The sequence below is a fragment of the Pseudonocardia sp. HH130629-09 genome (assembly GCF_001294645.1).
In the GTDB taxonomy this organism is placed as follows: domain Bacteria; phylum Actinomycetota; class Actinomycetes; order Mycobacteriales; family Pseudonocardiaceae; genus Pseudonocardia.
Genome location: NZ_CP011868.1, coordinates 4,179,782 through 4,205,030, shown reverse-complemented (window position 1 = coordinate 4,205,030; position 25,249 = coordinate 4,179,782). Strand labels below are relative to the sequence as shown.

General features: G+C 74.5%; 22 protein-coding genes. 13 read left to right on the top strand and 9 right to left on the bottom strand.

Annotated features, from left to right (window positions below):
• Positions 1 to 77: 77 nt before the first annotated feature.
• The 5 genes from XF36_RS19320 to XF36_RS19300 all read right to left on the bottom strand — a co-directional run bounded on the left by XF36_RS19320 (position 78) and on the right by XF36_RS19300 (position 5,464).
• Positions 78 to 1,214, bottom strand: a complete 1,137-nt coding sequence (locus tag XF36_RS19320) for a glycosyltransferase family 4 protein (RefSeq protein ID WP_060713051.1) — start codon at positions 1,212 to 1,214, stop codon at positions 78 to 80.
• On the bottom strand, positions 1,211 to 2,059 hold the full coding sequence (locus tag XF36_RS19315; RefSeq protein WP_064485462.1) for an alpha/beta fold hydrolase: 849 nt from the start codon (positions 2,057 to 2,059) through the stop codon (positions 1,211 to 1,213). The genes XF36_RS19320 and XF36_RS19315 overlap by 4 nt, the downstream gene beginning before the upstream one ends.
• Positions 2,056 to 3,303 (bottom strand): glycosyltransferase, encoded by a 1,248-nt coding sequence (locus XF36_RS19310; protein ID WP_060713050.1) that lies wholly within the window; start codon positions 3,301 to 3,303, stop codon positions 2,056 to 2,058. The genes XF36_RS19315 and XF36_RS19310 overlap by 4 nt, the downstream gene beginning before the upstream one ends.
• Positions 3,291 to 3,938 carry a DedA family protein gene (locus XF36_RS19305; RefSeq protein WP_060713049.1) on the bottom strand — a complete coding sequence of 216 codons (648 nt, stop codon included), beginning with the start codon at positions 3,936 to 3,938 and terminating at the stop codon, positions 3,291 to 3,293. The genes XF36_RS19310 and XF36_RS19305 overlap by 13 nt, the downstream gene beginning before the upstream one ends.
• A 167-nt stretch (positions 3,939 to 4,105) precedes the next feature.
• Positions 4,106 to 5,464 (bottom strand): maltokinase N-terminal cap-like domain-containing protein, encoded by a 1,359-nt coding sequence (locus tag XF36_RS19300; RefSeq protein ID WP_238588965.1) that lies wholly within the window; start codon positions 5,462 to 5,464, stop codon positions 4,106 to 4,108.
• A gap of 393 nt (positions 5,465 to 5,857) precedes the next feature.
• On the opposite strand from XF36_RS19300, the gene treS reads away from it, so the two are divergent.
• Positions 5,858 to 8,176, top strand: coding sequence for a maltose alpha-D-glucosyltransferase (gene treS / locus XF36_RS19295; RefSeq protein ID WP_238588964.1), 2,319 nt, complete (start codon positions 5,858 to 5,860; stop codon positions 8,174 to 8,176).
• A 60-nt stretch (positions 8,177 to 8,236) separates the two neighbouring features.
• Here treS and XF36_RS19290 read toward each other — a convergent pair whose 3' ends face one another.
• Positions 8,237 to 10,228: an alpha-1,4-glucan--maltose-1-phosphate maltosyltransferase gene (locus XF36_RS19290; protein WP_060714824.1), complete on the bottom strand. Its 1,992-nt coding sequence runs from the start codon at positions 10,226 to 10,228 to the stop codon at positions 8,237 to 8,239.
• A 255-nt stretch (positions 10,229 to 10,483) separates the two neighbouring features.
• Here XF36_RS19290 and glgP point away from each other — a divergent pair, with 255 nt between their 5' ends.
• Positions 10,484 to 13,066, top strand: coding sequence for an alpha-glucan family phosphorylase (gene glgP, locus XF36_RS19285; RefSeq protein ID WP_060714823.1), 2,583 nt, complete (start codon positions 10,484 to 10,486; stop codon positions 13,064 to 13,066).
• Here the strand turns inward: glgP and XF36_RS19280 are convergent.
• From XF36_RS19280 to glgX, 3 genes are all read right to left on the bottom strand, one after another.
• The gene (locus XF36_RS19280) at positions 13,063 to 13,722 is read right to left on the bottom strand and encodes a fibronectin type III domain-containing protein (RefSeq protein WP_060713048.1); all 660 of its coding nucleotides are present in this window, start codon (positions 13,720 to 13,722) and stop codon (positions 13,063 to 13,065) included. The genes glgP and XF36_RS19280 overlap by 4 nt on opposite strands.
• A 309-nt stretch (positions 13,723 to 14,031) precedes the next feature.
• On the bottom strand, positions 14,032 to 14,259 hold the full coding sequence (locus XF36_RS19275) for a zinc ribbon domain-containing protein (protein ID WP_060713047.1): 228 nt from the start codon (positions 14,257 to 14,259) through the stop codon (positions 14,032 to 14,034).
• Positions 14,260 to 14,322: 63 nt separating this feature from the next.
• The gene (gene glgX, locus XF36_RS19270) at positions 14,323 to 16,341 is read right to left on the bottom strand and encodes a glycogen debranching protein GlgX (RefSeq protein WP_060713046.1); all 2,019 of its coding nucleotides are present in this window, start codon (positions 16,339 to 16,341) and stop codon (positions 14,323 to 14,325) included.
• 88 nt (positions 16,342 to 16,429) lie between these two features.
• Here glgX and XF36_RS19265 point away from each other — a divergent pair, with 88 nt between their 5' ends.
• From XF36_RS19265 to XF36_RS19210, 11 genes are all read left to right on the top strand, one after another.
• The gene (locus tag XF36_RS19265) at positions 16,430 to 17,200 is read left to right on the top strand and encodes an ABC transporter ATP-binding protein (protein ID WP_082375872.1); all 771 of its coding nucleotides are present in this window, start codon (positions 16,430 to 16,432) and stop codon (positions 17,198 to 17,200) included.
• Positions 17,201 to 18,417: 1,217 nt separating this feature from the next.
• Positions 18,418 to 19,080 carry a MinD/ParA family ATP-binding protein gene (locus XF36_RS19255; RefSeq protein WP_060713043.1) on the top strand — a complete coding sequence of 221 codons (663 nt, stop codon included), beginning with the start codon at positions 18,418 to 18,420 and terminating at the stop codon, positions 19,078 to 19,080.
• Between the two features lie 271 nt (positions 19,081 to 19,351).
• Entirely contained in the window at positions 19,352 to 19,564 is a 213-nt protein-coding gene (locus XF36_RS19250; RefSeq protein ID WP_060713042.1) for a response regulator transcription factor, read from the top strand.
• A gap of 10 nt (positions 19,565 to 19,574) precedes the next feature.
• A complete protein-coding gene (locus tag XF36_RS19245; RefSeq protein ID WP_060713041.1) occupies positions 19,575 to 20,354 on the top strand; it encodes an enoyl-CoA hydratase/isomerase family protein in 780 nt (259 codons plus the stop codon).
• A 79-nt stretch (positions 20,355 to 20,433) separates the two neighbouring features.
• Complete coding sequence (locus tag XF36_RS19240) at positions 20,434 to 21,390, top strand: class I SAM-dependent methyltransferase (protein WP_060713040.1); 957 nt, start codon at positions 20,434 to 20,436, stop codon at positions 21,388 to 21,390.
• Positions 21,387 to 21,827: a DUF5931 domain-containing protein gene (locus tag XF36_RS34910; RefSeq protein ID WP_255357063.1), complete on the top strand. Its 441-nt coding sequence runs from the start codon at positions 21,387 to 21,389 to the stop codon at positions 21,825 to 21,827. Before XF36_RS19240 ends, XF36_RS34910 begins: the two co-directional genes overlap by 4 nt.
• Entirely contained in the window at positions 21,743 to 22,561 is an 819-nt protein-coding gene (gene macS / locus XF36_RS19230) for a MacS family sensor histidine kinase (protein WP_255357062.1), read from the top strand. The genes XF36_RS34910 and macS overlap by 85 nt, the downstream gene beginning before the upstream one ends.
• Positions 22,558 to 23,211, top strand: a complete 654-nt coding sequence (locus XF36_RS19225) for a response regulator (RefSeq protein WP_060713037.1) — start codon at positions 22,558 to 22,560, stop codon at positions 23,209 to 23,211. Before macS ends, XF36_RS19225 begins: the two co-directional genes overlap by 4 nt.
• Positions 23,212 to 23,348: 137 nt before the next feature.
• Entirely contained in the window at positions 23,349 to 23,954 is a 606-nt protein-coding gene (locus XF36_RS19220; RefSeq protein ID WP_060713036.1) for a DedA family protein, read from the top strand.
• Positions 23,955 to 24,089: 135 nt separating this feature from the next.
• Complete coding sequence (locus XF36_RS19215; protein WP_060713035.1) at positions 24,090 to 24,704, top strand: helix-turn-helix transcriptional regulator; 615 nt, start codon at positions 24,090 to 24,092, stop codon at positions 24,702 to 24,704.
• A 43-nt stretch (positions 24,705 to 24,747) separates the two neighbouring features.
• Positions 24,748 to 25,248 carry an ArsR/SmtB family transcription factor gene (locus XF36_RS19210; protein ID WP_020624505.1) on the top strand — a complete coding sequence of 167 codons (501 nt, stop codon included), beginning with the start codon at positions 24,748 to 24,750 and terminating at the stop codon, positions 25,246 to 25,248.
• Position 25,249 lies beyond the last annotated feature (1 nt).

Genomic DNA, 25,249 nt, shown 5'->3' with positions numbered 1-25,249 from the left:
TACTGCGAGTGACGGATGCTCGCCGCGTGCGGTCGCACAGTGTTGCCGGATCGCAGTCGAGCGTGAGCGGAGCCGGGTCAGTCCCGACCGCGCCGTCGCCGGTGGCGCCGCAGTGCCCGTTCGAGGACCGCCTGCAGCGCGACGGCGGCGTCGTCCCACGTCTGCTCGGCCGCGCGGGCGCGCACCGCGTCGGAGCGCTGCGTCCACGTCGTGTCCAGCCCGCGCACGGCGGCGGCGAACCCGGCGTCGTCACCCGGTGCGACGAACACCCCGGCGTCGCCGGCGACCTCGCGGAAGGCCGGGATGTCGGTGACCACGACCGGGCAGCCCCGCGCCATGGCCTCCAGCACCGGGAGCCCGAACCCCTCGTCGCGGGAGGCGGAGACCAGCGCGGTGGCGCCGTCGAGCAGGGCGCGGTAGCCGTCGTCGTCGACGCCGTCGTGGAACACCGGCCGGGCCGGTGCGGCGAGCCGCTCCAGCTCCGTGCGCACCCCCGGCGGGACGGGGGAGACCAGGTGGAGCTGGTGGTCGGGCAGCCGGGCCGCGGCCCTGGCCAGGGTCGCGACGTCCTTGTAGGGCATGAACGACCCGGCGTAGACGATCCGGTTCCCCGACGGGCGGGACCGCGCCGGCGTGCCGGGCGGCAGGTGGAAGTCGGTGGCGTCGGGGACGACGGCGACCTCCCGGCGCGACAGCCGGTGCTCCGCGACCAGGGCCGCGGTCGCGGCGGAGACGCACGCGACGGCGTCGGCGCCGGCCAGCAGCAGCCGCTGCGGCCACCACGACAGGTGGTAGGCCCGCCACACCGCCCGCACCGGCGCGGGCAGCCACGGCGGCGGCGCCGGGTGCCGGTAGTAGATGAGGTCGTGCACGGTCAGCACGACCGCGTAGCGGCGGCCCAGCGTGCCCATCGTCTGCATCGGACTGAAGACGACCGCATCGGGTGACCCTGCGGTGCCGTCGGTGCCGCCGGCGTCGGACGTCCCGGCGATGATCCGGTTCACCCGCCGCGCGACCAGCGGCTCCCCGGCCCCGGTCGGCGACGGCAGGGTGTGCGCGGGCCGGTCGGGCAGCCCGTCGCGCTGGCGCGGGTCGGACACCAGCAGCTCCACCGGGGTGATCCGGTCCAGCGCGCGGACCAGTCCGGTGGTGTAGCGGCCGATGCCGTCCGGGCGTCCGGGACGGATGTAGCGGCAGTCGACGAGCACCCTCACCGCTGCAGGAAACCCCGTATCTCCCGGGCCGCCCACGCCGGGGCCTCGTAGTGCACGAGGTGGCCGGTGCGGGGCAGCAGGACCAGCCGGGCGTCGGCGAAGGCGGCGGCGAGCGCGTGCTGCCCGGCCGGCGGGGCGACCCGGTCGCGGGCCCCTGCCAGCAGCAGCGTCGGCACCGTGATGCGGGGCGCCCACGGCCGCACCGATCCGGAACCGGCGGCGCGGAAGCACTCGAGCAGCGACGCCGTCGTGGCGAAGGTGCCGAAGTGGGCGCGGTGCTCGTCGGAGATCCAGTGCCGCAGCAGCGGGTCGCGGGTGGTGGTCATCGAGACGGTCGCGGCGTCGGCGAGCAGCCGGTGGCGCAGCACGCCGTCGAGGCCGAGCCGGGCGGCGCCCTCGTGGAGCAGCGCGGTGGCCGCCGTCCCGAGGCCGGTGATGCCGCCGGCACCCGAGGCGGGCTCGGCGATCGGGTTGACCAGCACCAGGGCCCGGGGGGTGGTCGCGGCCGCGGCGCAGACGGCCGCGGCGACGATCGACCCGAACGAGTGCCCCAGCAGCACCGTGTCCGGGCCGAGGTCGGCGAGCAGCGCCGAGGCCCATCGGGCGTAGCCGTCGACGTCGTGGACGCGGTCGGTGAACGGCGGCGACGCCCCGAACCCGGGCATGTCCGGCACGACGACGCGGTACCCGGTCAGCCGCGAGGCCAGCGGCGCGAGCCCGTGGTGGCTGCCGCGCAGCCCGTGCAGCGCCAGCACCGGCGCCCCGTCCGGGGCGCCGAAGGTGTGCACGACGGTGCGGGCACCGTCGACCGGGCGCTCGAGGGCGGGCGTGAGCGTTGCGGTCACCGCCGGGTGTCCGCGTGCCGGCGGGCGCGGCGCCCCGAGCGGAACGCACGCACCGGGACGACCGGGCGGGCCTTCGTCCGGTACAGCTCCTCGAAGGTGTCCACCGTGGCCGCCAGCGAGTGCTCGGACGCGATCCGCAGGCTCGCCGCGCCCAGGGCGGCGGCACCGTCGGGGTCGCCGAGGACCCGTGCCAGCCGGTCGGCGAGCGCGGCGACGTCGCCGTGCGGGTAGCGCCAGCCGTTCTCGCCGGGGCGGGCCAGGTGCGGCAGCGCACCCGCGTCGACGGCGACGACCGGCTTCCCGGTCGCCATCGCCTCCAGCGTGACCAGGCTCTGCAGCTCGGCGGTGCCGGCATTGCCGAACACGTCCAGGGCCGGGTAGACGTCGGGGATCTCGTCGTCGGTGAGCCGGCCGGTGAAGGTGACCGCCCGCTCCAGGTGCCGGTCATGGACCAGGGCGCCCAGCCGAGCCCGCTCCTCGCCCTCCCCGACGACGACCAGCTGCGCCCCTGGCACCGCGCCGGCCCGCAGCAGCGCAGTCGCGCGGACCAGCTCGTCGACGTGCTTCTCCCGGTCCAGCCGCCCGACGAAGCCGACCAGCGGTACGTCCTGCGGGATGCCGTGCCGGGCCCGGAACGCCGGCCCGCGGCCGGTGGTGTCGGGCCGGAAGCGGGCCAGGTCCAGCCCGTTGGAGACCGGCAGCACCGGTCCGGGGACACCGCCCTGCTCGGCCATCGACGCGGCCAGCGGGGTCGGGGCGGTGACCAGCCCGGCCCGGCTGAGCACGCGCACCGCATCCCACCAGAAGAGCTTCTTGAGCCCGGACTCGGGCAGGTGCAGGAAGCTGATCGCCGGGATGATGTTCTCCGGGATCATGTGCGTGGTCGCCATCGACGGGACGCCGAGGTCGGCGGCCGCGGTGAGCAGCATCCGGCCCAGCACCATGTGGCTTTGCACGTGCACGACGTCCGGGCGGACCCGGCGCAGGATCGCCCGGCAGCTCTGCCGCAGCCCGGGCGGCGGGCAGAGTCGGAAACCCGGCGGCTTGGGGACCCGGAAGGAGCGGACCCGGTGCTCGGTCAACGGTCCCACCCGGCGCGGCGGCACGCTGCGCAGGGCGCGGGCCGGTGCGACGACGTGGACCTCGTGCCCGCGCGCGGCGAGCTCGGCGGCCAGCCGCTGTCCGGCGTAGCTGGCCCCGTTGACGTCCGGTGCCCAGGTGTCGGCCCCGATCAGGACGCGCACGCGTTCTCCTTCCGCGAGGTCGTGGCACGCACCCACAGCGCGCGCCCGGCCACGAGCACCAGGCCCACGCCCAGTCCCACCGCCACGATGATCCACGGCCGGTCGGCCAGCTCCGCGGCGAACCGGCCCCCGACCACCCAGCCGATCCCGACCAGCAGCGCCGAACGCACCGCCGTCAGCGGGACCACCCAGGCCACGAACCGCCGGTACGACACCCCGGCCAGGCCGATGGCCAGGAACGCAGGGATCGCGCCGACGTCGACCAGTTTCGCGCCCAGCACCATCCGGCCCGGACTGCCCCCCACCTTCGCGCGGAGGACCTCCCAGCGGCGCTCGGTCAGACCGAGCCGGACCAGCAGCGGAGCGATCGCCGGGCGGCGCCCGCCGCGGCCGAGGACGTAGATGACGCTGTCGGCGACGACGTCGGCGGCGAAGGCGACCAGCCACACCACCCACCAGTCGAGCAGCCCGGCCCCCGCGAGCGAGCCCGCGACGACGCTGACCACCGGGCCCTCCACCAGCACACCGAGGAAGAGCACAGCGAGCGTCACCCCGAGCGTGGGCCCGTCGGGCCGCTGGACCAGGCCCAGGACGCCGTCCAGACCGTCCACACCGAGCAGACCGGCCGGGGTCACGGCAGGTCCTCGGGCCGCGTGGCGGGTGGTCGTCTCACGGTGGGTCTCCTCCTGGTCGCGAGGATTCCACGATCCCGCGCCGCCGCGCCCGGGACGTCGGGCGTCGCCCGGGCGTCGACGGCGGGAAGGTCCGGTGACCACCGGGTGTCGCCGGCGGCCCCGACGTGCTACGCGGACGTGCCGCGCTCGATGGCGGTGAGCGGGATCGGCAGCCACGTCGGGCGGCTGCGGGTCTCGTAGAGCACCTGGTAGACGGCCTTGTCCAGCTCGTAGGCCCGCAGCAGCGCGGCGTGCGCGCGCGGGTCCTCACCGGCGCGGGCGGCGTAGCCCGCGCAGAACGCGTCGCGGTTCGCGGCCGACCAGTCGTGAGCCAGGCGCGCCTCGGCAGTGTCCGAACCGAGACCTGCCTCGGGCGTGTCGGACCGGGTCAGCAGGTGGTGGAAGGCTGCGTAGTCGAAGGAGAACAGCATCCCGACGACGTCGCGCACCGCGGAGTCCGGCGCGCGCCGCTCCTGTGGGGAGGCGGCGGGCTCGCCCTCGAAGTCGATGATCAGCCAGTGGCCGTCCGGGCGGCGCAGGGTCTGGCCGAGGTGCAGGTCGCCGTGCACCCGCTGCACGACGACGGGCGCGCCCAGCGCGGCGACTTCGTCGTAGACGGCGCGGATGGCGGGCACGTGCGGGGCGAGCACGGGCACCTGGTCGGCGATCTCGGTGCACCGCCGGGTCCAGTACGCCGCCAGCTCACGCGGGTCGGCCTCGGTGGTCCCGAGCTCGGCCCGGAGCGCGACGTGCACGTCGGCGAGTGCCTCGCCGAGCGCGCGGGCCTCGCCGGTGAAGTCGACCCGGTCGCGCACGGCCGCGGTGGCCCGCTCCCACCCGTCGTGGGAGCCGGCGGCGAACTCCTGCAGCAGCGCGAAGGTGGCGGGCGCACCGTCGAGGACGCCCTCGATCCCGCCCTGCAGCGCCGCGACCGAGGTCGACCCGGCCGCGCGCAGCGCCCGGTGCAGCTCCAGGTCGGGGTTCAGGCCCGGCGACAGGCGCCGGTAGACCTTGAGGATGGAGCGCTCGCCCCAGCGGACCGAGGTGTTGGACTGCTCGGCGTCGACGACGCGGCCGGTCTCGGACAGCGGCAGGACGGCGCCCGGCTCGGGGACGAACGACAGGGCGCCGACGGTCGCGCCCTCGGCGACCAGCCGCAGCAGCAGCGCGGTGACGGCCGGGTCGTGCAGGCCGTCGTAGAGGACCTGCCCGTCGTGGTCGCCGATCGGTGCGGCCCCCACCGGGGCGTGCGGGGAACGGGCCAGCAGCAGCTGGTAGTGCCGGTCCGGGCCGTCGGCGAAGGACACCGCGAGGACCAGCACCTCGAGCCGGGTGACGCCCTCCGCGGTGGGCAGCGGGTGCCGTGCCGCGACGGCGACGCCGGTCAGCGGGCGCCCCTTCTCGGCGAACCAGCGACGCCCGGGCAGCCAGTCGCGCAACAGGCCCGGGAGCGTCGTCAGGTCCTCGGATGCTCCGCTCGGCCGCACGCGTCGTCCCCCTCCTGCCGGGCCGTCCGCCCGGCGTGTGACACCCCACCGCGGACGTCTCGGGGGACCGCCCGCACCACGTCGGAGCACCGGGCGGAGCCCCCGGGCCCGCAGGTGAGAACCCTAACCGGGACAGGCCGACCCGGCCGGGTCAGGACCTCGGGTGGGCGGTACTGTCCGTGTCGGATCGACCACCCGTTGGTCACGGGCGGTGATCGCGATTCCGTCCGGCATCCCCGAGCCCGGAAACCCATACTGGACGTGGTGCCCGCGGGTACCACGCGACGGTGCGCACGCGCCCGCGTGCGGATCTCCGTCGCAGGGCGCACCGTGGGCCCGACGTGCCCAGTACCTGCCCTGACCTGCCCCCAGAGCGACCGGAGGACCGGCGGCGTGACCGAGCGAGAGTCGAAGGCCGACATCCCCCCGACGATCCCGGAGACCCAGGCCCGGATCACCCCGGCCGATCCGCTCGCCGCCGTCGAACCGGTGCCCGCCGAGGCCGAGCACGTCCCGGAGCCACCGGACGTGAACTTCGTCGAGTACTACCACGAAGCACGCCCGCGCACGCTGCGTCACCGGGCCCGGGTGCGGTCCACGGTGCGGCGCCGCTCGGTGGCCCAGGACGGGCCGGCGTCGGGGGAGAACCCGGTCTACGTGTCGTGGCTGCTGTCCCAGTCGATGCTCGGCCACGCCGACGAGCTGGCCCGCCAGTTCTCCGGACAGGGCTCGATGTGGCAGAACCCCTACGCCAGCCCCGGGCCGCGACACGCGGTCGAGACGGCGTCGGTGTGGTTCACCGCCTACCCGATCTCGCTGATCACCGCCTCGGGCGAGTCGTTCCTGGCCGCCCTCGGCGACGAGGAGCTGTGGCAGGCGTTCGAGACGATCGGCATCGAGGGCGTCCACACCGGGCCGGTGAAGAAGGCGGGCGGGCTCTCGGGTTGGCAGCCCACCCCGAGCGTCGACGGCCACTTCGACCGCATCTCCAACGAGCTCGACCCGGCATTCGGCACCGAGGAGGAGTTCCGCGCGATGTGCGCGACCGCCACCTGGCACGGCGGCACGATCATCGACGACATCGTCCCCGGCCACACCGGCAAGGGCCCGGACTTCCGGCTCGCCGAGCTCGCCTACGGCGACTACCCGGGCATCTACCACATGGTCGAGATCGAACAGCCCGACTGGGGGATGCTGCCCGACGTGCCGCCGGGGAAGGACTCGGCCAACCTCGACGCCGCGACCGAGGAGGCGCTGGAGAAGGCCGGCTACATCGTCGGCCGGCTGCAGCGGGTCATCTTCTACCGCGAGGGCGTGAAGGAGACCAACTGGTCGGCGACCGGCGAGGTGACCGGTGTCGACGGCGTCGTGCGGCGCTGGGTGTACCTGCACTACTTCAAGGACGGCCAGCCCTCGGTCAACTGGCTGGACCCGACGTTCGCCGGCATGCGGATGGTCATCGGGGACGCCCTGCACTCGCTCGCCGACCTCGGTTCGGGGGCGCTGCGGCTCGACGCCAACGGTTTCCTCGGCGTCGAGAAGGCCGGGTCTGGCAACCCCGGCTGGTCCGAGGGCCACCCGCTGTCCGAGGCCGCGAACCACCTCATCGCGAGCATGGTGCGCAAGGTCGGTGGCTTCACCTTCCAGGAGCTGAACCTGACCGTCGACGACATCAAGGTCACCTCCGGCGCCGGCGCGGACCTGTCCTACGACTTCATCAACCGGCCCGCCTACCACCACGCGCTCGCCACCTCCGACACCGAGTTCCTCCGGTTGACCCTGCGCACCGCGCTGGACCTGGGCGTCGACCCGGCGTCGCTGGTGCACGCGCTGCAGAACCACGACGAGCTGACCTACGAGCTCGTGCACTGGACGGCCGGGCACACCGACGAGCTGTTCCACTTCCGCGGCGAGGAGATGTGCGGCGGGGACCTGGCCGACACGATCCGCCGCGACCTGTGCGACGTGCTCACCGGGCCGGACGCGCCCTACAACCTGGTCTTCACGACCAACGGGATCGCCTGCACCACCGCGACGGTGATCGCGGCGGCGCTGGGGATCTCCGCGCTCGACGACATCGGGCCCGACGACGTGGACCGCATCCGGCGGGTGCACCTGCTGCTGGTCATGTTCAACGCCTTCCAGCCCGGGGTCTTCGCGCTGTCGGGCTGGGACCTGCTCGGCATGCTGACGCTGCCGCCGGAGTCGGTCTCGGACCTGCTGAACTCCGGCGACACCCGATGGATCTCGCGGCCCGCGCACGACCTGATGGGACGCCGGCCGGGTGCCGAGTGGTCCTCGTCGGGCATGCCCCGCGGCCGCAGCCTCTACGGGTCGCTGCCCGACCAGCTGGCCGACGAGACGAGCTTCGTCCGCCAGATGCAGGCCATCCTGGCCGTGCGCAAGCGCTCCGGGGTGGCGACGGCCCGCCAGGTCGACGTGCCGGACGTGTCGCACCGCGGCCTGCTGGTGATGGTCCACCTGCTCGACGACGACCGGACCAGCGTGACCGTCCTGAACTTCGCCGACGAGCAGGTGGACGCGTTCGTGCGGTCCGAGCACCTGGCGCCGGGCGCGACGGTCACCGACCTGTTCTCCGGCGAGGACCTGGGGGTCGTCGACGACCTGAACGGGTTCCGGATCGGGATGTCGCCGTTCCGGGCCACCGCGGTGGTCCTGGAACCCCCGGCCGAGGCCCCCGGTCCCGCCTGAGCCCTGCCGCATGAACGGGCCCCTCGTACGAGGGGCCCGTTCATGCGGCAGGGTTGGGACTCAGAGCAGCGGGGCCTGCGCCGGCAGTGCGATCACGTGCGCGACGTGGTCGGTCGGGACCAGCCGCACGAAGTCGTACTCGCCCCAGCGGTAGGTCTCGCCCGACACCTCGTCGTGCACCTCGACGACGTCGGTGTAGCGCAGCCCCAGTGCCGGCATGTCCAGCTTCAGGGTGCCCTGCTGCGGCGCGTGCGAGTCCAGCGTGCACACCACCAGCACCTGGTCACCGGTGGACGGGTCCAGCTTGGAGAACGCGATGATGTTGGTGTTGTCCACCTCGTGGAAGTGGATCTCGCGCAGCTGCTGGAGCGCCGGGTGGGCGCGGCGGATCTCGTTGAGCCGGGTCAGGTACGGCTCCAGCGAGCGGCCCTGGTTCAGGGCGGACTCGAAGTCCCGCGGACGCAGCTCGTACTTCTCCGAGTCCAGGTACTCCTCGCTGCCCGGCTTGACCGGGGTGCCTTCGTACAGCTCGAAGCCGGAGTAGACGCCCCAGGTGGGCGCCATCGTCGCGGCCAGGGTCGCCCGGATCGCGAACATCGCCGGGCCACCGGTCTGCAGCGACTCGTGGAGGATGTCCGGGGTGTTGGTGAACAGGTTGGGACGGCACTCGTCGGCGTGCTCGGCGTGCATCGTCGCGAAGTCGGCGAGCTCCTCGGCCTCGGTCCGCCACGTGAAGTACGTGTAGGACTGGGTGAAGCCCAGCCGCGCCAGCCCGAACAGCCGGGCCGGGCGGGTGAACGCCTCGGCCAGGAACAGCACCTCCGGGTGGGTCCGCTTGACCTCCCAGATCAGCCAGTGCCAGAAGTTCGGCGGCTTGGTGTGCGGGTTGTCGACCCGGAAGATCTTCACCCCGTGCTCGACCCACTTCAGCACCACGCGCAGGCACTCGGCGTAGATGCCGGCCGGGTCGCGGTCGAAGTTGAGCGGATAGATGTCCTGGTAGCGCTTCGGCGGGTTCTCCGCGTAGGCGATCGTCCCGTCCGGGCGCACGGTGAACCACTCCGGGTGCTCGGTGACCCAGGGGTGGTCGGGCGCGCACTGCAGCGCCAGGTCGAGCGCGACCTCCATGCCGAGCTCGTTCGCCCGCGCGACGAAGGCGTCGAAGTCGTCGAAGTCGCCCAGCTCCGGGTCGATCGCGTCGTGCCCGCCCGCGGCCGAGCCGATCGCCCACGGGGAGCCGACGTCGCCCGGCTCGGCGTGCGTGGAGTTGTTGCGGCCCTTGCGGTGCACCGTGCCGACCGGGTGGATCGGCGGCAGGTAGACGACGTCGAAGCCCATCCGCGCGATGCGGTCGAGCTCCTTCGACGACGTCGCGAACGTGCCGTGCACCGGGCGGCCGGTCTCGTCGCGGCCGCCGGTGGAGCGGGGGAAGAACTCGTACCAGGAGCCGTACAGCGCACGGGGCCGGTCGACGAAGATCGTCCGCTCCGGGCCGCGGGTGATGAGCTCCCGGACGGGGCGCTCGACCATGATCGCGACGACGGCGTCGAACAGGGCCGGGGCGACCCGCGCGCGCAGCGGCAGCGCGGTGTCCCGCAGCGTGTTCGCGGCGCCGAGCAGCAGGTCGCGGTTCTCGGACTCGGCCGGGCGACGCCCGACCCTGGCGAGCAGCCGCGCGCCGATCTCGAGGTCGTTGGCCAGCTCCTCGGCCGTCTGGCCCGCGGCGATCTTCTTCTCCACCGCCGAGCGCCAGGTCTCCCACGGGTCGCTCCACGCGTCGACGCGGAAGGTCCAGCGACCCTCGGCGTCGGGGCGGACCCAGGCCACGAAGCGGTCGGTGCCCACCCCGTCGGGCTGCATCCGCACGTACTGCGCGTCGCCCGGCGTCCCGTCGGCCGACAGCGGGGTGAACACGACGTTCGCCGCGACTGCGTCGTGTCCCTCCCGCCACACGGTCGCCCGGATCGGGACGACCTCGCCGACCACGGCCTTGGCCGGGTCTCCGCTCTCCACGAACGGGGTCACGTCGTCGATTCCGAGCCGACCGGTCATCGGCTGCACCCCCAGCACATCGTCACCGTCGGTAGAAGTCACACAGGATCGTCACGTCAGTCTGACGCCGCCACGTCACCTGTCGCCACACCCGCGGGACCGTAGGCGTGAACGGATCGGAACGGATGTGGACGGAACCGATTCGACGTGCACGGACCCACCGATCCCGCGGCAGTGCGACCCTACCGGTGGGACCCCGTCCCGGCCGGGCGGGACGCCGCGTGCGTGTCGGTGTTCCCGGCTACCCTCGCGGCCGTGAGAGCCCTCCGCCGTTTCACCGTCCGTGCCCAGCTCCCCGCTCCGCTCGCGCCGCTGCAGACACTGGCGACGAACCTGCGGTGGACCTGGCACGCGCCGACCCGGGACCTGTTCGCCTCCCTCGACCCCGACGCGTGGGACGCCTGCGGCCACGACCCGGTCCGCCTGCTGGGTGAGATCCCCACCGCGCGCCTGGCCGAGCTCGCCGCGGACGAGTCGGTCGCCGCCGAGGTCGCCGAGCGGGCCGCGGAGCTGGAGACCTACCTGTCCGAGCCGCGCTGGTACGCCGAGGCCGGCGCGGACAGGCCGTCGGCCGTCGCGTACTTCTCGATGGAGTTCGGCGTCTCGGAGGTGCTGCCGAACTACTCCGGCGGGCTCGGCGTGCTCGCCGGTGACCATCTCAAGGCCGCCTCGGACCTCGGCGTCCCGCTCGTCGCGGTGGGGTTGCTCTACCGGTCGGGGTACTTCCGCCAGTCCCTGTCGCTCGACGGCTGGCAGCTCGAGCACTACCCGGCGATCGACCCGCAGGGGCTGCCGCTGCAGCTGCTCAACGACGCCTCGGGCGCGCCGGAGCTCGTCGAGGTCGCGATGCCGGGGGACCGCACGCTGCACGCGCGGATCTGGCAGGCCGCGGTCGGGCGGGTCCCGCTGCTGCTGCTCGACACCGACATCGCCGAGAACACCGCGGAGAGTTCCGACGCCGGTGGCGGGGCGGACCTGCGCGGGGTGACCGACCGGCTCTACGGCGGCGACCAGAACCACCGCATCCAGCAGGAGATCCTGATCGGTGTCGGCGGGGTGCGCGCGGTCCGCGCGTTCTGCCGGCTCACCGGGCACCCGACGCCGGAGGTGTTCCACACCAACGAGGGGCACGCCGGATTCCTCGGCTGTGAGCGGATCCGCGAGCTGTGCACCGGCTCGGCCGTGACGTCGAACGGCGCGGGCCCCGCGTCGGCGTCGGCGTCGTCCGGCGGGCTGGACTTCGACGAGGCGCTCGCCGCCGTCCGCGCGGGCACGGTGTTCACCACCCACACCCCGGTGCCCGCGGGCATCGACCGGTTCGGCCTGGACCTGGTCCGGCACTACCTGACCGACCGGCTGCTGCCGGGCCTGCCGACCGACCGCCTCCTCGCGCTCGGCGCCGAGGAGGATCCGGAGACGTTCAACATGGCGCACATGGGGCTGCGCCTGGCCCAGCGCGCGAACGGTGTCTCCCGGCTGCACGGGACGGTGTCGCGGGAGATGTTCGGCGGGCTGTGGGCCGGGTTCGACCGCGAGGACGTGCCGATCGGCTCGGTCACCAACGGCGTGCACGGCCCCACCTGGGAGGCCCACCAGATCACCGAGCTGCTCGGGGAGCCCGGCAGCAGCACCGCCGAGGTGTCCGACGCCGACGTGTGGGGCCTGCGCAACACGCTGCGGTCCCGGCTGGTCGACGAGGTCCGTCGCCGGGTGCGGTCCGCCTGGCTGGAGCGCGGCGCGTCCGAGCCGGAGCTGGGCTGGACCGACCACGTCTTCGACCGCGACGTGCTCACCGTCGGGTTCGCCCGCCGCGTCCCGACCTACAAGCGGCTCACCCTGATGCTGCGCGACGCCGACCGGCTCCGCAGCCTGCTGCTCGACCCGCACCGGCCGGTCCAGCTCGTCGTCGCGGGGAAGTCGCATCCCGCCGACGACGGCGGCAAGGCGCTCATCCAGCAGATCGTGCGCTTCGCCGACGACGCCGGTGTGCGGCACCGCATCGTCTTCCTGCCCGACTACGACATGTCGATGGCCCGCTACCTCTACTGGGGGTGCGACGTCTGGCTGAACAACCCGCTGCGCCCGCTGGAGGCCTGCGGCACCTCCGGGATGAAGTCCGCCCTCAACGGCGGGCTGAACCTGTCGATCCGCGACGGCTGGTGGGACGAGTTCTACGACGGCGCCAACGGCTGGGCCATCCCCACCGCCGACGGCGTCGAGGACCCGACCCGGCGCGACGACCTCGAGGCCAACGCGCTCTACGAGCTGATCGCCACCCAGGTCGGGCCGGCGTTCTACGATCGCGTCGACGGCGTCCCGCACCGCTGGGTCGAGATGGTCCGCCACACCCTCACCACCCTGCGGCCGAAGGTGCAGGCCACCCGGATGGTGCGGGAGTACGTGCAGGACTGGTACACCCCGGCCGCCCGCGCCGCCGCGGACGCGGCCGCGTCGGACTACGCCGTCGCCCGCGACATCGCGCAGTTCCGGGCCCGGCTGAACAAGTCGTGGAACCACGTGCGGATCACCGGTGTCGACGCTTCCGGGCTGCCCGACACCCCGGTCGTCGGGTCGCCGATGACGGTCCGGGCGGGGGTGGACCTGGCCGGGCTGGACCCGTCGGACGTGACGGTCGAGGCCGTCGTCGGGCGGGTCGACTCCTCCGACGAGCTGGCTGACCCGGTGACCGTCGCGATGGAGCACCGCGGCGACGGGTCCTGGGAGGTCGCCGTGCCGCTGCCGCACGCGGGGCTGACCGGGTACACGGTGCGGGTGCTGCCGCACCACCCGCACCTGGCGTCCTCGGTGGAGCTGGGGCGGATCGTCCTGGCGGGCTAGCGCAGCGTGGTCCGGCTCGTGGTGCGCTCACCCCGCGGGGCGACTGTGGTCAGCGCGAGCTCCCGCGGTCCCGGGGGCAGCGCGCCGACCACGATGTCCTGGGTGGTGGCGTAGCCGCCGCAGGTGCCCGACCAGAGCGCCCGGCCGGCCGTCGCGAGCGTGCAGGGCCCGGAGACGTACGGGTCGACCGGGGCCCCGCGGTCGGCGCGCACGTGCACGGTGCCGTCGGCGGCGCGGGCCGCGGTGATCAACATCGTGAGGGCGCACGGGGCCTGCTCGCCGAACGTGGTGGGGACGGCGGGCCCCGGCTCGGACCGGCTCTCGTCGACGTCGCGGGTCACCGCGCGCACCGACACCGTGTACGGCGCGACGCAGTAGTCGCCGTACACCGGGGCGCTGGTGGTGGTCTCGGTCGAGGCGGAGTGGAGGACGGCGCCCGCGTGGTCGCGGACCTCGACGTCGTAGTGGGTGCGCAGGGCGCCCTCGTTCTCGACGGGCGGGGACCAGGACACCTGCAGGCCGAGGCCGCGGGCGCCGCCACCGGGTACGGGGGAGACCTGCAGGGCCCGCACAGGGCCGGGGGCCGTGAGCGCCTCGGCCGGCGGCGACGGCGGGGCGGGGGCCGCCGCCGTCGTGAGCAGGGCGGTGATGGCCACGGCGGCGAGGGCGGTGGCGGCACGGAGAGGACGGGGGAGCGCTCGGGGCACGTGGACTCCAGTTCCACGGGGACAGATGCACTCGGCGTATCGGAGCAGTGTTGACCTACGTCACATGATGGAACGGAATACGCCCGTTCGGCCTAGCAACAGTGTCGCGGTCGGTCGTCGCGGACGGACAGCGGGGGCGGGCACCGGGGACCTCGCCGTGCTGGGGGAAGCACCAGGTCAGCGTGCGGTGGGCCGGCCGCGACCACCGTCGCCCACCGGACCGTTGTGCTCGGGTGCGGGACCCCTCGTCGGTACGGGTCAGCCGCCGCAGCACCCGCCGCCGCAGCAGCCCCCGCCGCCACCGGCCGGGGCCATCGCGGGCCGCGGCGCGGCACCGGACCGGCCGCCGAGCGCGATCGTCGAGAGCAGCTTGACGGTGTCCGCGTGCCCGTGCGGGCAGTCCGCCGGGTCCGACGACGCGGCCATCGGCCGGTCGACCTCGAACGTCGTGGCGCACTCACGGCACCGGAACTCGTAGCGCGGCATGCGCGGAGCCTACGCCGCCCGCCCCGCCGACCCAGCCCTCGGAGCCCGGCGGGACGTGGCCGGTCAGCGGCTGCGCAGCAGGCGCACCGAGCGGGGCGGCAGGACGACCGTCGCCCCGGCGTCGAGCGGGGTGGTGTCGGCGGGGGTGCCGTCGGGCGTCGTCGAGTCCAGGACCGGGTCGAAGCCGTGGTCACTGGGCAGCACGCAGTCGGTGGGCTCGTCCCCCGCGTGCAGGGCGAGCAGCCAGTAGTCGGCCAGCAGCACGACCAGGGTGCGACGGCCGCCGTCGTGCCAGTCGCCGGCCTCCATCGGGCGCCCGGACGGGTCCCACCAGAGCACCTCGCCGTCGACGTAGAACTGGTCGCGGTGCAGCACCGGCGACTCGCGGCGCAGCGCGGCGACGCGTCCGGTGAACGCCTCCATGGCGGTGGTCTCGTCGGTGGCCGTCCAGTCGACCCAGGAGGTCTCGTCGTCGCGGCAGTAGGCGTTGTTGTTGCCGCCCTGGGTGCGCCAGCGCTCGTCGCCGCCGGTGATCATCGGGGTGCCGATCGACAGCAGCAGCGTCGCCATCATCGCCCGGGCCGTGGCCTGCCGGGCGGCGCGGATGCCGGCGTCGTCGGTCGGGCCCTCGGCGCCGTGGTTCTGCGAACGGTTGTCGTCGGTGCCGTCGCGGTTGTTCTCGCCGTTGCCCTCGTTGTGCTTGCGCTCGTAGGATACGAGGTCGCGCAGGGTGAAGCCGTCGTGGGCGGTGACGAAGTTGACCGAGGCCCACGGGCGACGCCCGGAGAGCCGGTAGATGTCGGAGCTGCCGGTCAGCCGCGACGCCAGCTCCGCGACGCCGCCGTGGCCACGCCAGAAGTCGCGCACCGCGTCGCGGTAGCGGCCGTTCCACTCCGACCAGGCGACGCCGAAGCCGCCGACCCGGTACCCCTCGCCGGTCGCGTCCCACGGCTCGGCGATCAGCTTGGTCGTCGACAGCGTCGGGTCCTGCGCGATCGCGGTGAGCAGCGCGGAGTCCGGTGAGAACGGCCCCGACCGCGGGCGGCCGAGCACCGAGGCGAGGTCGATGCGGAACCCGTCGACGCCGTAGGCGTGCACCCAGTGCCGCATGGCGTCGCAGACCAGCCGGATGACCGTCGGGGAGCCGGCGTCGAGGGTGTTGCCGGTGCCGGTGATGTCGGCGTCGTGCCCGGACCCGCCGAGCGAGTAGTACGCCGGAGCGTCGAGGCCGCGGTAGGACAGGGTGGTGCCGCCGACCCCGCCCTCGCAGGTGTGGTTGGGGACGATGTCGAGGATGACCTCGATCCCGGCCGCGTGCAGGGTGTCGACGAGGTAGCGGAACTCGGCGACCTCGTTGCCGGGGTCCGAGGCGTAGCCGGCGTGCGGGGCGAGGAAGCCCAGCGTGGCATAGCCCCAGTAGTTCGACGCGCCCCGCTCCAGCAGCGGCGGCTCCGGCGCGTTGGCCTGCACCGGGAGCAGCTCGACGGCCGTCACCCCGGTGCGCTGCAGCTGCGCGATGACCGCGGGGTGGGCCAGCCCGAGGTAGGTGCCGCGGTGCGCCTCGGGCACCTCGGGGTGGAGCTTGGTCCAGCCGCGCACGTGGATCTCCGAGATCACCGTCTCCGACCACGGCACCTCCGGGCGGGTCGGGCGGGGCGCCAGGTCGGTCGCGGTGACGACCGACAGCGGCACCGACCCGAGCGAGTCGACGGTGCTGGACCGCCCCGACATCGGGTCGCCGTCCCACCCGCGGGCGGCGAGGAGGTCGGCGACGGTGCCTGTGATCCGCGCCGCATAGGGGTCGACGAGGATCTTGTGCGGGTTCGCACGCAGACCGCGGAACGGCCGGTACTCACCGTGCACCCGGTAGCCGTAGCGCTGCCCGGGGCGCACCCCGGGGACGTGGCCGTGCCACACGCCGAAGGTGTGCTCGCGCAGCTCCACCCGGCGCTCGGTGAGCTGCCCGCCGTCGGTGTCGGAGCCGTCGACCAGGCAGACCTCGACGGTCTCGGCGCTGGTGGTGGCGACCGCGAAGCGGGTCCCGTGGTCGTCGGGGTGGGCACCGAGGGGGAAGACAGGCACGATCGGCCAGGATAGGGGGGTGACTTCGCCCCGAACCCCCGCCGCGCCCGGTGTCACAGAGATCGACGACGAGGATCTGGTCGTCGGCATGGACGCCGCCACCGTCCGTCGTGGTGACACCGTGCTCCTCGACGCCGTCGAGTGGCGGGTCGAGCTCGACGAGCGCTGGGTCGTGCTCGGCCCCAACGGCGCCGGCAAGACCACCCTGCTGCGCCTGGCCGGGGCCGAGCTGCACCCGACCTCGGGCACCGTCTTCGTGCTCGGCGAGCGGATGGGCCGGGTGAACGTGTTCGAGCTCCGCACCCGGATCGGCCTCACCTCGGCCAACCTGGGCGTCCGGATCCCGGGCGACGAGATCGTCTCCGACGTCGTCGTCTCCGCCGGGTACGGCGTGCTCGGTCGCTGGCGCGAGGAGTACGAGAACGACGACACCGGCCGGGCCCGGCAGCTGCTGGAGCAGCTCGGGATGGGTCCGCTGGCCGGGCGCGCCTACGGCACGCTGTCCGAGGGCGAGCGCAAGCGCACCCTGATCGCCCGCGCGCTGATGACCGACCCGGAGCTGCTGCTGCTCGACGAGCCTGCCGCCGGGCTGGACCTCGGGGGCCGCGAGGACCTCGTCACCCGGCTCGCCGACCTCGCCGACGACCCGTACGCCCCGGCGTCGGTGCTGGTCACCCACCACGTCGAGGAGATCCCGCCCAACTACAGCCACGGTCTGCTGCTGCGCGAGGGTCGTGTGGTCGCCGCGGGGCTCCTGGACGAGGTCATGACCTCCGAGCCGCTGTCGGAGACGTTCGGGCTGCCGCTGACCGTCGAGCGTCGTGGCAACGGACGGTTCACCGCCTACCGGCGCGACTGACCCCCCGCCACGCGGGCAGTGGGGGAAGGCGCCGGTTGGCGAGGGATCTTCCTCGGGATGGGCCGTTCGGCGTCTTCCCGAGGTACGTCCGGGCCGGTCGCGCGCGATGGTCGTGGTCAGCTGCGGGCCGGAGAACCCGGCCGGCACGACGACCGGACGGAAGGTGCTCCGATGTCGGCTCCCCGACGCGACGACCCCACGCGGCCCCAGCGCCGCACTGCGGCCCCTCGGCAGTCACTGGTCGTGGGACTGACCGCGCTCACCGCCGTCGGGGTGTTCGGGGCGGCCGTCGCCGGTGCACCGGCCGGGGAGACCGGCGACTCCACCGAGGAGTGGGCCGCCTGGGCAGCGGGACAGCGGAACGAGGCGCTGCAGCCGGACGACGCGGAGATCCGGGCGTCGCGCGATGCCGCCCCGGAGTCCGCGCAGGAGCCCGCTCCGACCCCGTCGGCCGCGGCGGGGCCGAAGCTGCCCTCTCTCGACGGCGTCGGTGTCGACGAGCCGGAGGTCGTGGCCCCCGACGGCCGGGTCCCCCGGGCCGCAGGAGGGAGCCGGGGGCGCGGCCGATCCGGAGACCCGTGCCCTGCGGGTGACGCCGCAGGTGGCTCCGCCGAGGCGCCCCGAGCGGACGGGAAGCGCGACCGGCGAGACCGCACCCCCGGCGACGACGGCGATCCCGGTGTTCACCGGCCGCACCACCCCCTCCGGCGGGAGCACCACCCCACCGGTGGGCACCGGCTCCACGGCCGGTCCGGTGCCCGCGACGGGGCCGACCGGCGGACACCGGCCACGCGGTCGGGCGCATCCGTCGTCCCGGCCGACCGTCGCGTCGCCGGACGGACCGCCGCCGGGCCCGGGGCGGCCGCGCTCGGTCCCGCAGCACCCGGACACGCCGCCGCGGCCGCGACGGCCCGCGCCGCCCGCCGGGAGGAGGCCCGCACCGGTCCCGCTGCCGGTCGAGCACGCCGGTCCGGTCCGGCCCGTCGCGCCGAACGCCCCGATCCGCTACGCCGGGGACCAGCCGATGCACGGCTGGCGTCGCGGCGTCTACGCCGTCACCGCGGGCCGCTACAACCCCGGGCCGTCCCCGGCGCAGCTCGCCCGGCAGAACCTCATCCAGCAGATCCGTCGACCGCTGGCCGGGGTCCGCAGGATCGCGGTCGCCTCGATCAAGGGGGGCGTCGGCAAGACGACCGTGTCGGCGTTGCTGGGGCTGGGTGCTGGCGGAGAACCGTGGCGACCGGATCGTCGCCCTCGACGCCAACCCCGACGCGGGCACCCTGGCGGACCGGCTCACCGGCGACACCTCCGCGACGGTCCGGGAGCTGCTCGCGGGCGCCGCGCACGCGTCGTCGGTCCACGATCTCGACCGCTTCAGCAGCCTGGCCGGACGCCTGCGGGTCATCGCCTCGGAGCAGGATCCGGCGGCGGGGGAGTCGTTCAGCCGGGAGGAGTACGGGGCGGTCTGCGGGCTGATCGGCCGGTTCGCCAACGTGCTCGTCACCGACTCGGACACCGGGCTGGTGCACTCGGCGATGGAGGGGACGCTGACGCTGGCCGACGCGCTCGTCGTCGTGGGTGCCCCGACCGTGGACGGGGCGACGCGGGCGTCGAGGACCCTGGACTGGCTCCACGGGCACGGGTTCTCCGCGCTCGCCGAGCAGGCGGTCGTCGTGCGCTCCCAGGACCGGTGGAGCCGGGAGATCGACCGGGACGTGGTCCGCAGGCACTTCGAGTCCCGTGTCCGCGCCGTCGTGGAGCTGCCGTTCGACCAGCACCTCGCGCACGGTGGCCGGATCGACCTGGCCCGGCTGGCGCCGGCCACCGTCGACGCGGTCCTCCCGCTCGCCGCCCGGATCACCGACGGTTTCGAGGGCTGACCACCGGCCGTCGACGGGGGAAACCCCTGTGTTCGGTGGCCGCGCGACGCACGGAGGCACACCGCGGGACCGGCCTGGCCATGATCGACGGTGGATCGGGTCCGTCCCGCCGGAGCGGTGCGCGCGTGCCCGAGGAGAGCGAGGTGGGACCGGTGACCGACGCCCGGGCCGAGTCCGTCGTGGACCCCCTGGTCGCAACCCAGGTCGGGACGCACGTCCTGATCGCCGACGGGACCGAGGCGTCACCGAGCAGCGGCTGTCCGAGCTGGAGATGCAGCTGGTCGAGCTCATCACCGAGGGCCGCTCGAACCGGCAGATCGCGGCCAGGATCACGATGAGCGAGAAGACGGTCGAGAACCACCTCACCCGGCTCTTCGGCAAGACCGGCTGCCGCAACCGGCGCGAGCTGGTCGTCGCGCACCTGGCGGGCCGGCTCACCGGGCTGGCTCCCGAGCCGTGGGAACCCGGCGTCGGGGCCCGTTAGAGTCCGCTGCGTGACCGAATTCGTGAGCCTGTCCGTGGACGCCGGCGTCGGGACGATCCGGATCGACCGCCCGCCGATGAACGCCCTGAACCGCCAGATCCAGGGCGAGCTGCTGGAGGTGGCCGACGAGGCCGCCACCCGCGCCGACGTGCGTGCGGTCGTCGTCCACGGCGGGGAGAAGACCTTCGCCGCGGGTGCGGACGTCAAGGAGATGGCATCGATGTCCTACTCGGACATGGCCCCGCAGGCCCGCAAGCTCTCCGCCGGGCTGGGCGCGATCTCCACCATCCCGAAGCCGACCGTCGCCGCGGTGACCGGCTACGCCCTCGGCGGCGGCCTGGAGGTCGTGCTCGGTGCGGACCGCCGCATCGCGGGCGACAACGTCAAGCTCGGCTTCCCGGAGATCCTGCTCGGCATCTTCCCCGGCGGCGGCGGCACCCAGCGCGCCGCCCGGCTGATCGGCCCGTCCCGCACCAAGGACCTGATCTACACCGGCCGCATGGTCGAGGCCGACGAGGCCCTGGCGATCGGCCTGGTCGACGAGGTCGTTCCCGCCGACGAGGTCTACACCCGCGCCGTCGCGTGGGCGCAGCAGTTCACCGCGGGCCCCGCCCTGGCCTACGCCGCCGCGAAGAAGGCGATCGACAACGGCCTCGACACCGACCTGCGCACCGGCCTGGACATCGAGTCCGAGCTGTTCGCGGGCGTGTTCGCCACCGACGACGCGAAGGCCGGCACGGCCAGCTTCGTCGAGAACGGCCCCGGCAAGGCCACCTTCACCGGCCGCTGAGCCGCACCGCCCCGCCCGGACGCGCGACGCGCTCGGGCGGGGAGCGGGTCGGCGGCGCCGTTCTGCAAAACTCCCACTCATGAGTTCGGACCCGGCGCCCACCCCGCACGCCACCGCCGAGCAGGTCGAGGCGGCCTGGCACGACCCGAAGCTCGCCAACGTGCTCTACCACGACTGGGAGGCGGGCACCTACGACGAGAAGTGGTCGATCAGCTACGACGAGCGCTGCATCGACTACGCCGTCGGCCGGTTCCGCGCCGCGGCCCCGTGGGACGGCCGCCCCTACCTGCGCGCCCTGGAGCTGGGCAGCGGCACCGGGTTCTTCCTGCTGAACCTCATGCAGGCCGGCGTCGCCGACCGCGGCGTCGTCACCGACCTCTCGCCGGGCATGGTCGCCGCCGCCACCCGCAACGCCGAGCACCTCGGGCTGGAGGTGGAGGGCGCCGTCGTCGACGGCGAGCACATCCCCTTCCCCGACGACAGCTTCGACCTCGTCGTCGGGCACGCGGTGCTGCACCACATCCCCGACGTCGAGGCCGCGTTCCGCGAGGTCCTGCGGGTGCTGGAGCCGGGCGGGCGGTTCGTGTTCGCGGGCGAGCCGACCACCGTCGGCGACGCCTACGCCCGCACGCTCGGGCAGTGGACCTGGAAGGCCACCACCACGCTGACGAAGCTCGGCCCGCTGCAGGGCTGGCGCCGCCCGCAGCACGAGCTCGACGAGTCCTCGCGTGCCGCCGCGCTGGAGTCCGTCGTCGACATCCACACCTTCGACCCGGCCGCGCTGGAGGCCACCGCCCGCCGGGCCGGTGCCGAGGGCGTCGCCGCGCACACCGAGGAGTTCGCCGCGGCCATGCTCGGCTGGCCGGTGCGGACCTTCGAGGCCGCCGTCCCGCCCGGGCGACTCGGGTGGAACTGGGCGATGTTCGCCTACCACGGCTGGCAGCGGCTGTCCTGGCTCGACGAGCACCTGCTCACCCATGTCGTGCCGCGCAGCTGGTTCTACAACGCGCTGATCACCGGGACGAAGCAGAGATGAGCGTTCGGCCCCGCCGGGGCGCCCTCGCCGTCAGACTCGACGACGTGGAGCACCCGCTGGAGCCGTTCTGGCGCGGCGTCATCGCCTACCGCCTGCTGACCCTGCTGACCGTCGTCGGCGTGACGCTCTACCACCTGCGCACCGGCTACGAGCGCCCGCTGGCCGCGGTCGGCGTGCTCGGCGTGATGGTGGTGTGGACGACCGTGACGTCGTGGGGCTACCTCGGCGGGCTGCCCGGCGCCCCGGACCGCCGCGGCCTGCTGGCGCTGGTCGACCTCGGTGTCTGCGTCGCGGTCATGGCGACGACCCGCTGGTCGTGCGCGTCGCCCACCTCGACGAGGGTGGCCCCGGCATGGGGTCGATCTGGACCTCCGGTGCGGTGCTGGCCTGCGCGGTCGCGTTCCGGATCACCGGCGGCGTGCTCGCCGCCGCCGTGATCTCGGTGGCGCTGGTGCTGTCCAAGCAACGGTTCGGGGTGCTGGAGCTGGGCGACATGCAGCTGCTCCTGCTGGCCGGGCTCACCGTCGGGTTCGCCGCGCACGTGCTGGAGCGCACCGCCGCCCGGCTGCGCCGCCTCGTCGCCGAACAGGCCGCCACCGCCGAACGCGAGTGGCTCACCCGGGCCGTGCACGACGGCGTCCTGCAGGTGCTGGCGCACGTCCAGCGCCGCGGTGCGGAGCTGGGCGGCGGGGCGACGGAGCTGGGCGTGCTCGCCGGGGAGCAGGAGACCGCGCTGCGCGCGCTGCTGTCCGGGTCGGGGACCACCGACGCGTCCGGGCGCCGCGACCTCGCCGCCGCGCTGCGGATCCTCGCCTCGGACCGGGTCACCGTCTCGGCCCCCGGACGGCCGGTCGAGCTGAGTGGGCCGGTCGTCGACGAGGTGGAGGGCGCGGTGCGGGCCGCGCTCGCGAACGTCGCACTGCACGCGGGCCCGGACGCCCGCGCCTGGGTGCTGGTCGAGGAGCTGCCCGCGGCGGTCGAGGTGAGCGTCCGCGACGACGGCCCCGGCATCCCCGAGGGCCGCCTCGTCGAGGCCGAGGCGCAGGGCCGGATGGGTGTGTCCCGCTCGATCCGTGGCCGCGTCGGCGACATCGGCGGGACACTGACGCTGGACACCGGACCGGACATCGGGACCGAATGGGTCATCAGGGTCCCCAGGGAGGACACATGAGCATCCGGGTGATGGTCGTTGACGACCACCCGATCTGGCGCGAGGGCGTGGCCCGCGACCTCGCCGAGCGCGGCCTCGACGTCGTCGCGACGGCCCCGGACGCGCCCGCCGCGGTCCGGATCGCGACGGCCGTGCGGCCGGACGTGATCCTCATGGACCTCAACCTGGGCGCGACCTCCGGCGTGGACGCGATCGCCGCGATCGGGCAGCAGAGCCCGGACAGCCGGGTACTGGTGTTGTCCGCGTCGGGTGAGCACGCCGACGTCCTGGAGGCGGTCAAGGCCGGTGCGCTGGGCTACCTGGTGAAGTCGGCCGGGGTCGAGGAGCTGCTGGAGGCGATCCGGCGTACCGCCGACGACGTCGCCGTCTTCACCCCGGGCCTGGCCGGGCTCGTGCTGGGGGAGTACCGGCGGCTCGCCGACGCCCCGCGCCCCGCCGACGGCGCGCCGTCGGTCCCGGCGCTCACCGAGCGGGAGACCGAGGTGCTGCGCCTGGTCGCGAAGGGCATGACGGCCAAGCAGATCGCGGCGAAGCTCGTCGTCTCGCACCGGACCGTCGAGAGCCACGTGCAGAACACCCTGCGCAAGCTGCAGCTGCACAACCGAAGCCAGCTCGTCCGCTACGCGATCAAACAGGGACTCGCCGACTGAGCCCGTCCGGGAGCGGCACGGTGGGTTCCCTGCGGTGAGCGGAGGCAAGCGGTAACGGGGGACACCCCCATCACGAACAGGTCACGGGACCCGGCAGACTCGGACCAGCCCCCGACGCGCGACCCCCGGAGACGCCTGTGACCGACCCGAGCGCGCTGATCGGGTACCTGCTCCAGAGCCCCTGGCTGGTGCCCCTGCTCGCCGTCGCCGTGATGTGCGACGGGCCGTTCCCGTTCCTCCCGAGCGAGCCGGTGCTCTTCAGCGCCACGGCCGCCGCACTGGCGGACGGCGACCGGTGGCGGATCGTGGCCCTGTTCGGAGCCGCGGTGGTCGGCTCCCTGCTCGGCGACGCGCTGCTCTACGGCGCCGGACGCAGCTCCCACTCCGTGGTCCGGGCCACCCGTCGCGGTGACGGGACCGGTGCCTGGATCCGCCGCCACCTGCACCGCCGGCCGATCACCGCGCTGGTCGCGACCCGGCTGCTGCCGGGCGGACGGCTGGCGAGCGTGTCCGCGGCCGGCCGGGTCCGGCTGCCGCTGCGCGCGTTCCTGCCCGCGACCGTCGCCAGCGCGCTGGTGTGGAGCACCTGGATGACCGGCATCGGTGTCCTGGTCGGACCGATCACGCGCGGCGACCCGCTGATGTCGGTGCTCGCCGGGGTCGTCCTCGCTGCGCTCGTCGCGTCCGTGGCCGCCGCGGCCAGGGCGCTGCTGCGGCTGCGCCGCCCCGCCGTCGCGGTCTGACCGGTCCGGCGAGTCCGACGGGCGCCCGACCCGTTCGCGTCGAACCTGCGTCCCGCGCCGTTCGGACGGTCTCCTGCGCTGCGGCACATGGCAAGCTGAGCCGTCCGGACGAGCGGGGCGGGGAGAGCTGAGGACGTGCACGAGGACGGCGAGCGGATCTCGGCGGTGGCGGTGGGGCGGCCGGTCGTGCCGCCGGGGGTCGAGGTCGTGGCCCACGTGCCGCCCGCGCCCGCCGAGGGGGCCGCGGCCGCGGTCGACCGCGCCCGGCCCGGCCTGGTCCTGGTCGACCTGACCGGCCCGGAGGGCGTGGCGCCCGCGGTGATCTCCGCGGTGCTCGCGCGCGTCCCGGCCGTCGCCGTGCTCGCCGTCGCCGGTGCGGTCGCCGACCACGCCCGGGTCCTCGACGCGGTCCGGGCCGGCGCGACCGGCGTCGCGAGCAGTGCGGACCCCCGGGAGCTCGCCGCCGTCGCCGCCGCGGCCGCGGCCGGGCGGCCCGCGTTCTCCCCGGGGCTGGCCGACGTCGTCCTGGAGTCGGTCGCGGCCCCCGCGCACGCGGTTCCGGAGCTCAGCCCGCGCGAGTCCGAGGTGCTGCGGCTGGTGGTCGAGGGGCTCACCGCCAAGCAGATCGCGGCCCGGCTGGTGCTGTCCCCGCGCACGGTCGAGAACCACGTGCAGCGGCTGCTGCGCAAGTTCGAGGTGCCCGGCCGCGCGGCGCTCGTCCGGCACGCCATCGAGTACGGGCTCGCCTGAACAGTCGCTTGTACGTTTCTGCGTATTTCCGTACTTTGGTGGTGTGACCGATCTCGACGCCCGGCTGCGTGCCGTGGAACGTGCCGTCGCCGACCTGCAGGACGCACTCCGTCCGACCGGCGGGGACACCCCGGCGGCGCCCGCGGACGACGTCCTCTGGGCGCTGACCGAGCTGGAGGCCCGCAGCCCCGGCGCGGTGCTGATGGCGGGAAGCGTCGCCGTCCCCGGTACCGGTGAGGTCCGCTGGCAGTACGCCCGCCCCGGCGAGGCGTTGCTCGACGCCGACTGGTCCGAGCTCGCCGGCACCCTCGACGCGCTTGCCCACCCCGCACGGCTGGCGATCCTGCAGCACGTGCTGGGCGGGGTGCACGGCACCGCGCAGCTGCTGGAGCAACCCTCGGTCGGCACGACCGGGCAGCTGCACCACCACCTGCGCCAGCTCGTCGCCGCCGGGTGGCTGGCCTCGACCCGCCGCGGCCACTACGAGGTGCCCGCTGCCCGTGTCGTCCCGCTGCTGGTCACCGTCCTGGCTGCGCACCGATGAG